The 13,838-nt window shown below is 58.3% G+C and carries 15 protein-coding genes; 14 read left to right on the top strand and 1 reads right to left on the bottom strand.

What is annotated here, in order from left to right; all coding sequences use genetic code 11:
* Nucleotides 1-65 precede the first annotated feature (65 nt).
* The 8 genes from AC1DA5_RS02795 (at nt 66) to AC1DA5_RS02760 (ending at nt 6,711) form a co-directional block, all read left to right on the top strand.
* Nucleotides 66-443 carry a helix-turn-helix domain-containing protein gene (locus AC1DA5_RS02795; protein ID WP_004010839.1) on the top strand — a complete coding sequence of 126 codons (378 nt, stop codon included), beginning with the start codon at nt 66-68 and terminating at the stop codon, nt 441-443.
* Nucleotides 440-1,114, top strand: coding sequence for an ImmA/IrrE family metallo-endopeptidase (locus AC1DA5_RS02790; RefSeq protein ID WP_480289142.1), 675 nt, complete (start codon nt 440-442; stop codon nt 1,112-1,114). The genes AC1DA5_RS02795 and AC1DA5_RS02790 overlap by 4 nt, the downstream gene beginning before the upstream one ends.
* Nucleotides 1,115-1,528: 414 nt before the next feature.
* Nucleotides 1,529-2,308, top strand: a complete 780-nt coding sequence (locus AC1DA5_RS02785) for a sigma factor-like helix-turn-helix DNA-binding protein (protein ID WP_004010837.1) — start codon at nt 1,529-1,531, stop codon at nt 2,306-2,308.
* 5 nt (nt 2,309-2,313) lie between these two features.
* Nucleotides 2,314-2,559: a hypothetical protein gene (locus AC1DA5_RS02780; protein ID WP_036324516.1), complete on the top strand. Its 246-nt coding sequence runs from the start codon at nt 2,314-2,316 to the stop codon at nt 2,557-2,559.
* On the top strand, nt 2,556-2,963 hold the full coding sequence (locus AC1DA5_RS02775; RefSeq protein ID WP_004010835.1) for a hypothetical protein: 408 nt from the start codon (nt 2,556-2,558) through the stop codon (nt 2,961-2,963). The genes AC1DA5_RS02780 and AC1DA5_RS02775 overlap by 4 nt, the downstream gene beginning before the upstream one ends.
* The gene (locus tag AC1DA5_RS02770) at nt 2,956-4,092 is read left to right on the top strand and encodes a DUF2800 domain-containing protein (RefSeq protein ID WP_004010834.1); all 1,137 of its coding nucleotides are present in this window, start codon (nt 2,956-2,958) and stop codon (nt 4,090-4,092) included. The genes AC1DA5_RS02775 and AC1DA5_RS02770 overlap by 8 nt, the downstream gene beginning before the upstream one ends.
* A gap of 18 nt (nt 4,093-4,110) precedes the next feature.
* Nucleotides 4,111-4,665 (top strand): DUF2815 family protein, encoded by a 555-nt coding sequence (locus AC1DA5_RS02765; protein ID WP_102216792.1) that lies wholly within the window; start codon nt 4,111-4,113, stop codon nt 4,663-4,665.
* Nucleotides 4,666-4,743: 78 nt separating this feature from the next.
* On the top strand, nt 4,744-6,711 hold the full coding sequence (locus tag AC1DA5_RS02760; protein ID WP_480289141.1) for a DNA polymerase: 1,968 nt from the start codon (nt 4,744-4,746) through the stop codon (nt 6,709-6,711).
* Here AC1DA5_RS02760 and AC1DA5_RS02755 read toward each other — a convergent pair.
* Complete coding sequence (locus tag AC1DA5_RS02755) at nt 6,708-7,652, bottom strand: Abi family protein (protein WP_036324253.1); 945 nt, start codon at nt 7,650-7,652, stop codon at nt 6,708-6,710. The two genes, AC1DA5_RS02760 and AC1DA5_RS02755, sit on opposite strands and share 4 nt — an antisense overlap.
* 481 nt (nt 7,653-8,133) lie before the next feature.
* Between AC1DA5_RS02755 and AC1DA5_RS02750 the strand changes: the two genes are divergently transcribed.
* The 6 genes from AC1DA5_RS02750 to AC1DA5_RS02725 all read left to right on the top strand — a co-directional run bounded on the left by AC1DA5_RS02750 (nt 8,134) and on the right by AC1DA5_RS02725 (nt 13,810).
* The gene (locus tag AC1DA5_RS02750) at nt 8,134-8,898 is read left to right on the top strand and encodes a phage antirepressor (protein WP_004010830.1); all 765 of its coding nucleotides are present in this window, start codon (nt 8,134-8,136) and stop codon (nt 8,896-8,898) included.
* Nucleotides 8,895-9,332 carry a DUF7768 domain-containing protein gene (locus tag AC1DA5_RS02745; protein ID WP_004010829.1) on the top strand — a complete coding sequence of 146 codons (438 nt, stop codon included), beginning with the start codon at nt 8,895-8,897 and terminating at the stop codon, nt 9,330-9,332. The genes AC1DA5_RS02750 and AC1DA5_RS02745 overlap by 4 nt, the downstream gene beginning before the upstream one ends.
* Nucleotides 9,329-11,590, top strand: coding sequence for a phage/plasmid primase, P4 family (locus AC1DA5_RS02740; protein ID WP_004010828.1), 2,262 nt, complete (start codon nt 9,329-9,331; stop codon nt 11,588-11,590). Before AC1DA5_RS02745 ends, AC1DA5_RS02740 begins: the two co-directional genes overlap by 4 nt.
* A gap of 135 nt (nt 11,591-11,725) precedes the next feature.
* Nucleotides 11,726-12,004 (top strand): VRR-NUC domain-containing protein, encoded by a 279-nt coding sequence (locus AC1DA5_RS02735; RefSeq protein WP_101486025.1) that lies wholly within the window; start codon nt 11,726-11,728, stop codon nt 12,002-12,004.
* Entirely contained in the window at nt 11,985-13,361 is a 1,377-nt protein-coding gene (locus AC1DA5_RS02730; protein ID WP_285321200.1) for a DEAD/DEAH box helicase, read from the top strand. Before AC1DA5_RS02735 ends, AC1DA5_RS02730 begins: the two co-directional genes overlap by 20 nt.
* Nucleotides 13,352-13,810: a hypothetical protein gene (locus AC1DA5_RS02725; protein ID WP_004007626.1), complete on the top strand. Its 459-nt coding sequence runs from the start codon at nt 13,352-13,354 to the stop codon at nt 13,808-13,810. Before AC1DA5_RS02730 ends, AC1DA5_RS02725 begins: the two co-directional genes overlap by 10 nt.
* Nucleotides 13,811-13,838 lie beyond the last annotated feature (28 nt).

Below are 13,838 nucleotides of genomic sequence, written 5' to 3'. Positions count from 1 at the left end.
TAGACTTGCACCAGTTAACTTCACGTGTTAGCTTAGTTGCTAACAGACGTGAGGAGGCTGTTCCAATGACCAAATCAGAGAGCTTCGGTGCCTTCCTGGAAGCACATAGGAAGACGCAGGGCTTAACCATGCGCAAATTCGCGGACGCCATCGGTGTGACCGCTCCATACCTGAGTGACATCGAGAAAGGGCGCCGCGCTGCCCCGGACGGCAAGCTGGGGGACATCGCCGAGACATTGCGACTCTCCCGCTCCGAGAGGGAGCGGATGTATGACCTGGCAGCATTGACTCGCGAGAACCAGGTGTCTACCGACCTGTCGGGCTACATTATGCAAACCGACATGGCTCGCGTCGCTCTTCGCCGGGCGAAAGAACATGACCTGAGTGACCAGCAGTGGCGGGACATCATCGACATCATTGAAGGCGGGGAAGCTGACCAGTGAGCCTTGACCCCAAATACCTCAGTAAGGAGCGACTCGAGGCTCGCGCAGAGAAGGAGCTCGAGAAATTCGCCGGTGGCGCTCAACTGGTGGCGCCTATCCCGCTCGACGTCGACAGCTTCGCCGAGTTTCACCTGGGAGCGGCACTGGACTATCAGCGGCTTTCGTCGGACGGCAGCGTGCTTGGAATGTCGATCTTCCAGGAGCTGTCCATCCCTGTCTTCGAGTCTACCGGCGCAAGGGTTGACATCGTTTTTCCAGAACGAACAATCGTTATCGACGACGATGCCTTGCGTGACTCCCCGGACAGTCGACTGCGTTTCACGATTGCCCATGAGTGCGCTCACCTCCTCCTGCATCGGCATATCTACTACCGAGACCCTCGGATGAAGTGCAAGGGAGGAACAGGGTATCGCCCGTTCACTACTACCTCGAAGGGCGTTCGCGCCGACAACAAGGTAGACCGCGCCGAGTTCCAAGCCAACTACCTCGGGGCTGCGCCGCTCATGCCCCGCGACCCGTTCTCGCAGGCATTCACCGAGCTTGCCCCCGAAGGCTGGCGATCATTGGATGAGCGACGCAAGCGCCGTGTTGTCCGGGAACTCGCTAGGACTTTCGAGGTTTCTAAGCAGGCTGCCGCAATCCGCATCAAGAACCTGAAGCTCGCCGCGTAATTCATTCGCTACGAGTCGGGTTCTCTTTTTTACCCATTTTGTAAGCAACTTAGCTAACTAGTGAATAGGAGGTGTTATGGAAACAGTAAAGAACGCGGGAGGCAAAACGATTTGCCGTGTCGACCTAGAGCGTAGGCAGATCGAGATCGTCCATAAGGGATGCCTCTCCCGGCTCTGGTTCGACGACTGCGGGGGCTTTCATCAATGTCACGAACGACGGCCCCTACCTGAACCGCACTATCGATAACCCACTGAAACACAACTGAATACCGACATAAACAGTTCGATCCGCAGAACCGCTAGACGGGCAAGGATCACGCATCACCTCGACTTTGAGGCGCGTGAACCTGCCCGTCTTGCCGTTTCTGCGGCGTTGCGGACTCCTGCGGATCCCAATCCGACAGGAGATCCCCAATGTCCAAGCGTACGGACGCGCAGGAAACGCAGAACAACAACGCTGCGCTCACAATCCGCTTTAGGCACGAAGCCGACAACAACAAGCATGAATCCGTCACCGACGTCTACGAGATCGACTCTGGTGAGTTTGCCGTGATGGTGGAAACCGACCGGCGTGAACGCGCCGAACAGGCAGGCCGTCCGGTCGATGAGATCAAGCCGAGGTATCCGCAGCAGATTCTCGATGAACTGGCTCGGCAGGAAGAGGCCGTCTTCCACGAGGCCTATCGGGGTGATCGTGGCCCCGGCGCTCGCAAGTGCAGCTGCGGTGCCGGGTGCGGTCCGCGCCGTGGCTGCCGGGTGCCGAAAAACGCGCCGTGGTCGCTCGACTGGTTCATGGAGATCGACCGTGAACCGGAATTCGTTGTTGACAAGTCCGACGATCCATCTGCGGTTGTCGAGGATATCACCGCGTCGCCCGAAGACCAACTGATCGCCGCTGAAGACACCACTCGGAAGGCCCGCGAATTCCAAGCGCTGCGGGAGGCGATCGCTGGCCTGGAGGGCAAGCACAAACAAGTGATGGAGCTGATGCTCGCCGACGCGGACATGAAGCAGTCTGACGTTGCCCGCGCCCTGGGCCTGTCGCGAGCCCGGGTCTCACAACTGTTCAAGGAAGCAGCTGCGGTCCTTCGCGCAGCGGTGGAGGCGACGCGATTTAACACTTCCGATGGTGTCGGCAGTGGGGTGAAGGGAGCAGCCACCCGGGCCACTCCCACCAGTAAGGAAGGCAGGTGAAGGAGATGACCCAGCATCGGCTCAAGCTCCATATCGCCAAGCACATCCCCGATGATCCGGGGATCGTCGGCACCCGCACAGTCACCCTGCGCGAACGCATCATGCGCAAGCTCCTGGGCCGCAAGCAGCGCGTCACCATCGTCGTGCCCGGCAACTCGGTCAAACAGATCGACATCGCCGAAACCGACGACGATCTGATGGCGCTGGCCGACGCGGTCGGCGTCACCCACAAGGGCGGTGATGCGGCGTGAATGTCACCGACGCGAACAAGCACATCGCGGCACTCAACCGGATCGCCGAAGGCGTGACCATGCTCGCGGCCGCGATCGAGGAGACCGCGTGGGGCTCATTTGAGGATCATGCCGAGATGCCTGGTGCGCGTCCGATCGCCGCCGCCGGGCTCGCCCAACCCGACCTTGAGCAAGCAGCCGCCGAGTACGAGGCCACCCACCAGCAGTCACCCGAACCCGCACCTGAGCCGGATCCGGTGTCGCTGGCGCAGGTGCGTGGGGTGCTCGCCGGGCTCTCCAGCCAAGGCTTGACCGAGCAGATACGTGAGCTGATCGTCGCCACCGGCGCAGACAAGTTGTCGGTGGTCGACCCGGCCAAATACTCGTGGCTGCTCGACAAGGCGAAGGAGCTGTCCGATGCCTGACCAGCACTCGCTGCTCTCGGCGTCGGGTGCGCACCGTTGGCTGAACTGCCCACCCAGCGCAGTCCTGGAGTCACGCGAGCCGGATACCTCGTCGGCGGCTGCCGAACAGGGCACCGCAGCACACGCCCTCGCAGAGTGGAAACTGCGGCGCGCCCTCCACCAGGCACCAGCCTTCAAACCGGAATCCGACTGGATCGATACCGAGATGGAACACCTGACCGACGACTACGTCGCCTTTGTCCAGGAACACATCTCAATCGCGCGGGAAACCTGTGGTGATCCGCAGGTGCTGATCGAGCAGCGTCTCGACTTCTCCCACATCGTGCCGGGCGGTTTCGGTACCGGCGACGCCGTTATCATCGCTGAACCCACACTCCAGATCATTGATCTGAAGTACGGGCAAGGCGTGTTGGTTGAAGCCGAGCAGAACCCGCAACTCATGCTTTACGCCCTCGGAGCGCTCCATGCGTTCGGGAGCCTGTATGACATCGAGACGGTGGCGGTCACGATCTACCAGCCTCGCCGGGGCAACGTCGACACCTGGGAAACCTCCGTCGCCGAGCTCGAACACTGGGCTGAAACGGACGTGAAACCGAAGGCTGAGCTGGCAGCGGCTGGCGAGGGCGAGTTTTGTCCAGGGTCGTGGTGCCAGTTCTGCAAGATCACACCCACGTGTCGGGCACGAGCCGAAGCCAATCTTCAACTTGCCAAGCTCGAATTCGCCCCACCAGCAGAACTAACGGACGTAGAGATTGCTGACGTGCTCACACGGATTCCGCAGCTCAAAACCTGGGCGTCGGACGTGGAAGCCTACGCGCTGTCCAAGGCCGTCAATCAGGGCGTGGTCTTTGAGGGGTTCAAGCTCGTCGCCGGACGGTCGGTACGCAAATACACCTCCGAAACCGATGTTGCGAAGGCTGCTGAGGCTGCTGGCTATAGGGACATCTGGGATCGCAAGCTCATCACCCTCACAGCCATGGAAAAGCTGATGGGTAAACCCGCCTTCAACGAGATCCTCAGCGAGTACGTCACCAAACCTGCAGGCAAACCCACGTTGGTTCCTGCGTCCGATAAACGGCCAGCGCTCGACCTGGTGAGTGCGGCCACCGATTTCAGTAACGACAACTAGAAGAAAGAAGAAAGAAACATGACAACCGCTACTAACCCAACTCGCATTGTTACCGGCGAAGTACGACTCAGCTACGCCCATATTTGGGAGCCGAACTCCATCCAAGGAGGCAAACCGAAGTACTCCGTCTCCCTGATTATCCCCAAGTCCGACACCGCCACTATCACCGCGATCGAGAAGGCCGTGGAAGCAGCCATCGAAGCAGGTATCGGGAAGTTTGGTGGCAAGCGACCCAACAAGGCAGCCCTCAAGCTCCCGCTGCGCGATGGAGATATTGAGCGTGACGACGAAGCCTACAAGGGCGCCTACTTCTTGAATGCCAATTCTCTGACTGCTCCACAGATTGTTGATATGAACGTGGCTCCGATTCTTGGTCGTGCCGAGGTTTATTCTGGCTGCTACGCCCGCGTTTCCTTGAGTTTCTATGCGTTCAACACGAACGGGAACCGTGGCATCGCCTGCGCACTGGGCAATATCCAAAAGACCCGTGACGGCGAGAGCCTTGGCGGTGGACGAGTTTCCGCTGAGACCGACTTCGGTTCCTTCGCGGCTGATGACGACTTCCTGAACTAACCATCCCCACACGTGGAGGGAATCAGCACATCTTGTTGGTTCCCTCCACTTTTCCTCTGATGTGAAAGGAACCCCGTCATGCGAACACTCTTCTGCGATATCGAGACTTTCAGTCCTGTTCAGCTCGCCAAGGCGGGTGTTTACCCGTATTGCGAGCACCCAGACTTCGACCTGTTGCTCTTCAGCTATTCGGTCGACGGCGGCCCGGTCGAAATAGTGGATCTCGCCAACGGACAATCAATGCCCGACGAGGTGCTGGCGGCACTGGTGGATCCGGATGTGGTCAAGTGGGCGCATAACGCCGCCTTCGAACGAGTCTGCCTCTCAGCATGGCTACACCGCCATCATTCCGAGCTTCTCGGTGATGGGTTTCTTGACCCAAGGCAGTGGCGCTGCACTATGGTGTGGAGCGCCTATTTGGGGTTGCCGATGAGCCTCGACGCGATAGCCGCGGTTTTGAAGCTTGACGTGCAGAAAGACAGCGCCGGACGCAAGCTGATCAAGCAGTTTTGTACACCCGCCACGCCCTCGGTCTTGAATGGCGGCAAACACAGGAATCCACCATCGGCTGATCCGACCGGATGGGCACATTTCATTGACTACAACCGTCGTGACGTCGAAGTCGAACAAGCCATCCACGACAGACTGGCTTGTTTTCCGATGCCAGAGTCCGAATGGGACACCTACGCTCTTGACCAACGCATTAATGATGCCGGGATTCTTCTCGACCACACGCTCGTCGATAATGCCGTTGCCGTGGACGAGCACCACCGCAACGCGTCGCTTGCTCGGGCGCAGAAGCTCACGGGGTTGGACAATCCTAACTCGCCGATCCAGCTCAAACAATGGCTTGCCACCAGAGGTTGCGAACTCGAATCGCTAGCGAAAGCCGAGGTCGATTCCGCCCTCGATACCGCGACTGGCGCGGTGAAGGAAGTCCTCGAACTTCGCGGCGATCTGGCTAAATCTTCGGTGAAGAAATACCAGGCGATGCAAAACGTCGCAGGCAGTGACGGCCGGGCTCGTGGGCTCATCCAGTTCTACGGAGCAGGACGTACCGGGCGCTTCGCCGGACGCCTCGTCCAAGTCCAAAACCTGCCAAGGAATTACCTGCCTGATCTCGACCAAGCGCGCACGCTCGTCAGAGCGGGCAACCTGGACGCACTTGAGCTGCTCTACGAGTCCGTGCCCGACACGCTCAGCCAACTCATCCGGACCGCCTTCATCCCTAGTACCGGCCACAGGTTTATTGTCGCGGACTTTTCTGCAATCGAGGCGCGCGTTATCGCATGGCTCGCAGGAGAAACCTCGACTCTTGAAGCGTTTCGTGAGGGGAAAGACCTCTACTGCGAGACCGCGTCGCGCATGTTCGGCGTCCCAGTCGAAAAGCACGGCGTTAATGGTGAGCTTCGTCAGAAGGGGAAGATTGCGGTGCTCGCCTGTGGTTATGGCGGCTCGGTCGGTGCTCTCAAAGCTATGGGAGCCCTCAATATGGGACTCGCTGAGCACGAACTCAAACCGATCGTGGACGCATGGCGGCAAGCTAACCCGCACATCGTTGGGCTCTGGGCGGACGTCGAAGAAGCAGCCATCGCTGCGATCTCGTCGCGCCAGCCGATCCGGCTACGCAACCTGCGCTTTAGCGTTGAGTCTGGGATTTTCTTCATCGAACTGCCCTCTGGTAGACGGCTTGCCTATGTGCAGCCGCGTCTGGGTGAGAACCGTTGGGGCGGCACCAGCGTCACCTACACCGGAACCACCACAGCCAGACGCTGGGGACAGTTAGAAACCTACGGTGGAAAACTCGTCGAGAACATCGTCCAGGCGATCGCTCGCGACCTTCTCGTCACTGGCATGCACGCAGTCGCCAAGGCGGGGCACCAGATTGTGATGCATGTTCACGACGAAATCGTCATCGACGAACCCGAAAATTCCGGCTTCACCGTGACTGATGCATGTGCTCTTATGTCGACGCTCCCAGCCTGGGCCGAAGGTTTGCCGTTGGACGCGGATGGGTATGAGTGCGCCTATTACCGTAAGGATTAGCTGTTGATTGTCCAGATGGGATCTTGTTTCCAGCTGGGGCTGGCACCTATGTGCGTTAGATCGACGCCAGGAATTTCGGTGGGGAAACTGTCTAGGACGTCGCTGATGGCCTGTATTTCAGCGGTGAAATTTCCTCGTCGCAAGAGGAATGCGGTGATCACCAGCGCGGTGTACATACGTCCTGAAGAATGTGTCACGGCCGATAGCGTTTGGTCGTTGCGGCGGTGTTTGACCAGTGGACGGATAACGAGTTGCCTATTCCATAGTCTGGCGTGGTGAGCGCATATGTTACGAATGTAATTCGCAGTGCGCATCCACGATTCCAACTCGTCGGCACGTGCCAAGTACTTGTCAGCAATGCGACGACGCTGTTCGAAGGGAGCCAACGAAAACAGGGTCACGAGTTGTCCGAACTCAAGAATCTCGGTAACCACCCACACCGGCAAACGACCGTCGTGGGTCTGGTTGTAATGCTTGACGAAATCTTCTGTAGAGCGCGACTGTGTTTGGGTGAGCTTCTGCGTAAAGAATGCTGCTCTGTGATTCATCGCCCCCGATGGCCAAATCCGTTCGAGGTCGAGGTGAATGAACGGATCGATCTCACCCAGCACGTGCCCCACGTCAACTCGCAGGCACACCTCCAGCTTGCATAGCGCCTGCCACACAGCCAAGCGTAGCCGCTCATCAAACTCGTACAGCTCTACCACATGCCCCATACGTGCACCGAGAACGAAATGGTCCAAACGCCGTTGCGGCGAATCAGATGGAGCGATCTGACGCAACGGGTAGGAGTATCCCGAAAGCCGGTAATAGCCGACAGTAGATAACTCGCGGCGGTAATCACCGGCATCCAATAGGCCACGACGAGTGAGAATATTAATCTGCTCATCGATACTGGCCCACGGTTTATCGACCACCAGCCCACCTGCTTCCAAAAACATGAAGACCGGCTCTGACCTGTCTCGGAAACCGATACAAGCGAGCCGATACTAGTGGTAATCACTATACCGCGAAAACAGCGACAGAATCAAGAACTCGGCGAAGTATCACCATCAGAGAAGAAAGCTTATCCAAGACCGCTAAGAAACGAGAACCGACCCTGCGCTCCCACCGAGGCGGGCAGCGGAACCGGTCATGTTGTCTAAAAGACCACCGTGTCGGCACCGCTGTAGCAAGAGAATGATGGTTCTTCCACACAGAGCACTCGAGAAATTTGTCTATGCCCCGGCGAGAATACCTGCCAGATTGCTCTAACAGATAGCGCTCCACCGGGGCTTCAACACCAATCGTGCCAGAACGAGAAGCGATTGAGTACCCGTGATTTAACACTTTCGGGCTCGTCGGCAGTGGGGTGAGGCCCTTAACTCCTTGTGTCGACCGGCACGATTTTTTCTCGACGGGGTCTCGGGAAGGAACCCCGCCATGGGAAACCAGATTCAAACATTCACCAACGACGTGTTCGGCACCATTCGCACCATCACCACTGATGGCCAGATCCTTTTCTGCGGCAAGGACGTCGCCACCGCGCTCGGCTACCAGGATCCGACGAACGCGGTGAAGCTACACTGCAAGGGGGTGGCAAATTACCACCCCCTTGAGACCGCTGGTGGAATCCAGCAGGTCCGCTTCATTACCGAGGGCAACCTGTACCGCCTCATCATCTCCTCAAAGCTCCCGGCAGCGCAGAAGTTCGAAGCCTGGGTGTTCGATGAGGTGTTGCCGACGATTCGCCGCCACGGCATGTACGCATACGACGAACTGCTCGCTGATGATGAGTTCCTCGAGCATGCCATCGCCACGCTGCGTGCTGAGCGGGCCAAGCGCCTGGCAGCAGAGCAAGCCTTACTTGAGGCGGCACCGAAAGTCTCGTACTACGACCTCGTGTTGCAGTCCGATTCGTTGTTGACGACGACCGCGATTGCGAAGGACTACGGACTTTCCGCGAAGAAACTCAACCGGATCCTGCGTGATGCTCACGTGCAGTTCCATCAGTCGGACCGGTGGTTCCTGTACGCGAAGTACGCCGAGCAGGGATACACCCAGTCCAAGACCCACGAATACGGCGAGGGGCAGACCCGCACCCACATGTACTGGACGCAAAAGGGGCGTCTGTTCATCTACGACCTGCTCAAGAACCAGCTCGGCATTCTGCCTGTCATCGAGCGTCAAGGTCAGGTGCAAGCATGACCGCCACGACACTCGATATTGGGTTTTCGAAGAAGAACACCGAAGGCTACCTGGACCTAACCAGCTACCACGCGCTCAAAAAGCTGCAGCGCGAACAATTCGGCTACCGGCCCTTGATTTATATCTGCTCGCCCTACTCAGGCGACGTGCAAGCGAACGTTGAGCTCGCCCGCCAATTCTGCTCCTTCGCAGTGAGCGCGGGCAAAATCCCATTCGCCCCACACCTGTTGTTCCCGCAGTTCATGGATGACGCAGACCCTGATCAGCGGGAGCTGGCGATGTTCTTCAACAGGGTGCTGCTCGCTAAATGCGAAGCCCTCTGGGCATACGTGGGACGCGTCAGCCTTGGTATGCGCTTAGAGATCGGGTGGGCGCGCGACCTCGAGTTGCCGATTAAGTTTTTCGATTCTGATTTCAAGGAGGTCACGCCATGACCACGCCCTTCACCCTCTATGCCGCGAATGTGAGCGGCGTGCAGAACAACAACCACTACCCGAACCAGCAAACCATCGCCGACGTGGCATCCCTGTCTGCAGTCGCGGGCTTCGATCACGTAGCCGCAACCTATGCGAATGATCGCCGCTCAACTGCAGCCTTCATAGCCTCGGACTGCGTGGTGATGGATATCGACAACGATCACACCGACACCGAGTCCGAGTGGGTCACGCCTGAGAAGCTTGGCGAGGTGATGGCGGGCGTGGAGTTCATGGCCGCCACGTCTCGTAATCACATGAAGGCGAAGGGTGTGTTGTCTGCGCGGCCGCGTTTCCACGTTTACTTCCCAATCCGAGAAGTACAAGGCGCAGACGAATACGCAGGATTGAAACACCGCCTCGCGTCGCGGTTTGCTTTCTTCGATCGCAACGCTCTTGACGCAGGACGCTTCATCTACGGCACCTCTAACCCACAAGTTACGGTGCGTGAGGGCGACCAGTTGCTCGATGCGTGGCTCGATAACGCTGATGAGCAGGACGTGTTCGCCGCATTTGATGCTTCCACTCTTGTGATTGGTGAAGGCTCGCGCAACGCTACGTTGTCGCGCTTCGCAGGCAGGGTCCTCATCCGCTACGGCGATACCGACCAAGCACGAGACCTCTTCAATCGCAAAGCCAACCTTTGCGAACCACCGCTCAACGAGGGCGAATTACAGACGATTTGGAATAGCGCGTGCAGGTTCGCTTCGAAGGTCGCTGCTGATCCAGGCTATCTGCCGCCAGAGGCTTATGAGGCGTTGGCGGGTTTGCGTCCGGATGATTTTTCCGATGTCGGTCAGGCAGACACATTAGCTGGCGAATACGCGAACAAGATCCGCTACTCACTGGCTACCAAGTGGCTTGTCTACGACCATGGCGTGTGGGATGAGAACGACTTATCTGCACAAGGCGTCGTTCAGGAATTGACCTCCCGCCAGCTCGAGGAAGCCGACCGCTTGATCGCGTCCACGTGGGAGACCATGACGGCAACCGGTGCAGATCTCGTGATGGCCTCCGCCTCGTCGAAAGCACGCGGCATCGCCAAGCTCACGCCTGTGCAAGCGACCGCGTTCCGGGCGTGGGATGAGGCAAAGAACTACCACAAGTTCGTTCTCTCCAGGCGTTTGTCACGCAACATCACGGCCACGTTGAAAGAAGCCGGGCCGATCTTGCAGGTACGTATCCGTGACCTTGACGTCGACCCCTACCAGCTCAACACCCCGGCAGGCACCTGGGATCTGCGCGACGGCACAAGCCACGAGCACAACCCAGCCGATCTGCTGACCAAGCAGACCGCTGTCAGCCCCAGCGATGAGGGTGCACAGATCTGGGCCGACGCGCTCGACGTGTTCTTCCAAGGAGATCCTGAGCTGATTAGTTACGTGCAGCGCATTGTTGGCTTGGCGGCTATCGGCCAGGTTTTCGTCGAAGCGCTCGTCATCGCCTACGGGGACGGGCGAAACGGCAAATCCACCTTCTGGAACACAATCGCCCGCGTGTTGGGGACGTATTCGGGCACGATCTCAGCCGACGCGCTCACGGTCGGGGTGCGCCGCAACGTCAAACCCGAACTCGCCGAAGCCAGAGGCAAACGTCTCTTGATCGCGGCTGAAACCGAAGAAGGTATGCGCCTATCAACCTCGAACGTCAAACAGCTTGCCTCGACCGATCAGATCTCGGCAGAGAAAAAGTTCAAGGACCCCTTCGCCTTCACCCCCTCCCACACCCTCGTGCTCTACACGAATCACCTGCCGCGTGTGGGAGCCATGGACGCAGGCATCTGGCGCAGGCTCATCGTCATCCCGTTTAACGCCACCATCGAAGGTGATACGGACGTGAAGAACTACGCCGACCACCTGTTCGAAAACGCGGGCGGAGCAATCCTTACGTGGATTATGGAGGGCGCGCGCCTCATCCACGCCGAGGGCTACAAGCTCAAAGCCCCGCCTCAGGTGGTTCAAGCCTCGCAAGCATATAAGGAGGATAACGACTGGTTCTCGCAGTTCCTTGAGGACTCATGCGACGTCGAGGATGGCTTATCGGAGAGGGCTGGTGACCTCTATCAGACGTATCGGGCGTGGGCGCAAAACACCTCAGGATGGGCGCGCCCGATGGTCGACTTCAACGCTGCGGTCGAACAAGCCGGATTCGTGCGGAAAAAGACCAAGCACGGCATGTACGTCTACGGGCTCGCGATCGCATCCGAGTTCGGCAACTAACCCCATGGTGACGAGCTGTGACGAGCCATTCCCTACCTTACGCATGTGAAATTACATGGTGTTTTTCTCTATATAAAAGGTTAGGAACGACTCGTCACATGCCGTCACCCCTAAAAGTGAACTCAAGGAGTGACCATGAACGAACGAACCATAGAACACCAACTGAAGAAAGCCGTCGAAGCCTGCGGTGGCTTGTGCTGGAAGCTTGTCTGCCCTGGAACCAGCGGCGTACCTGACCGGATATGTCTGATGAACAGCCGGGTTGTTTTCGTTGAACTCAAAGCAGCAGGCAAACAACCCAGGCCAATCCAGCAGCGTCGGATGAGCCAACTGCGCGACCAGGGTTTTCAGACCTTCGTTGTTGATTCGGTGGACGGCATACGGGAGGTGCTTGATGCACTACACGCCGCATAACTACCAATCCACCGCCACCGAGTTCATCATCGACCATGACGAGGCCGCGATTCTCCTTGGCATGGGTTTGGGCAAGAGCGTGATCACGTTGACGGCGATCTGGCAGCTCATGCTCGACTACTTCACCATCTCCCGCGTGCTGGTTGTCGCACCGCTTCGAGTAGCGCGAGACACCTGGCCCGCCGAAATTCGCAAGTGGGATCACCTTGACGGGCTCACCGTCGCGGTTGCTGTCGGCACCAAAGCTGACCGGCTGGCGGCGTTAGCCAAGTCTGCGATGGTGACCATCATCAACCGTGAAAACATTCCCTGGCTCGTGAACCAGATGGGCGGTAGCTGGCCGTTCGACATGGTCGTCATCGACGAACTCTCCAGCTTCAAAAACCACCGTGCGAAACGGTTCACGGCGCTGGTGAAAATGCGCCCCTTCGTTAAACGCTGGGTCGGGCTGACCGGCACGCCAGCCTCGAACGGGCTCATGGACGTGTGGGCGCAGTTCCGGCTTCTCGACGGCGGCGAGCGTTTGGGCCGGTTTATTACTCGTTATCGGGAGCGTTGGTTCGTACCCGATAAACGCAACGGGATGCAGGTGTTCACCTATAAGCCCCGCGCGGGTGCCGAAGATGAGATCTACGGTGTGATTGGTGACATGACGTTGTCGATGAGAACCACCGACCACCTGCAATTACCGGAATTGACGGTGACGACAATGCCTGTGGTGCTGGAGCCGAAAGAGCGCAAGGTCTACGAGCAACTCAAAGCTGACCTCGTTCTCGACCTTGATGGGGCGACGATTGATGCCGCGAACGCCGCAGCTTTGTCCGGCAAGCTACTCCAACTCGCGAGCGGCGCGATCTACACCAGCAACGGTCAATGGACGGCGGTTCATGAGCGCAAGCTCGACGTCCTCGAAGATCTCATCGAGGCAGCCAACGGCAACCCACTGCTCGTGGCCTACTGGTTTACCCATGACCGTCAGCGCATCACCGCCCGCTTCCCGCAGGCTCGCGAACTTAAAGCAAGCGCGGATATCGAGACATGGAACAAAGGTGAGATCACCCTCGGCTTGATCCACCCAGCATCGGCGGGTCACGGATTGAACCTCCAGGCAGGCGGGCATCTGCTGGTGTGGTTCTCGTTGACGTGGAGCCTGGAGCTTTATCAACAGACGAACGCTCGCTTGTATCGGCAAGGTCAATCCGAACCTGTGACGATCACGCATCTGGTTGCGGAAGGGACGCTCGATGAAGCCGTGCTCAAAGCTCTTGATGCGAAAGATGCTACGCAGGCTGCGTTGATCGACGCGGTCGCACACGAAATCCACACAACCACTGAAAGGACAAGCTCATGCATGTGATGACGAAATACCTCGACACAAGGAAAGCCGCGATCGCAGCTCTGCAGGATTATGCGGTGATGGAACAGATCATCGAGAGTACTGACGAGCAGATCAAGGCGGCTTATGCTGATGCTGCTAGTCCTGCTTCTCCGCGTATGGACGGCACACCACCCTCGGGTGATCTGCACGCTTCGGAGAACAGGATCGTTGCGAGCATTGAGCGGATCGATGCGTACAAGGCTCGCTACCTGCAGGCTCGCCAGTACATGGACTGGTTTCTGCCTGCGTGGGAAGTCATCGCTGAAGACGACCGCTTCATCCTCGAAGGCTTCTTCCTCAGCGAGGGGACGCAAGATGAGAAGGTGTCGATGATAGCCGATCATTTCTACGTCGAGCGTGACACGGTCTATCGGCGCAAGAACCGGGCCCTCGACAGGTTCGCCACCGCCTTGTATGGACAGCTCTAGCGTTAGCGGGTATCCGAAACATGCGATA

The organism is Pauljensenia sp. C0254C2 (assembly GCF_056583835.1).
The sequence above is the reverse complement of the archived record's forward strand: the minus strand, read 5'-3'. Positions and strand labels throughout refer to the sequence as shown.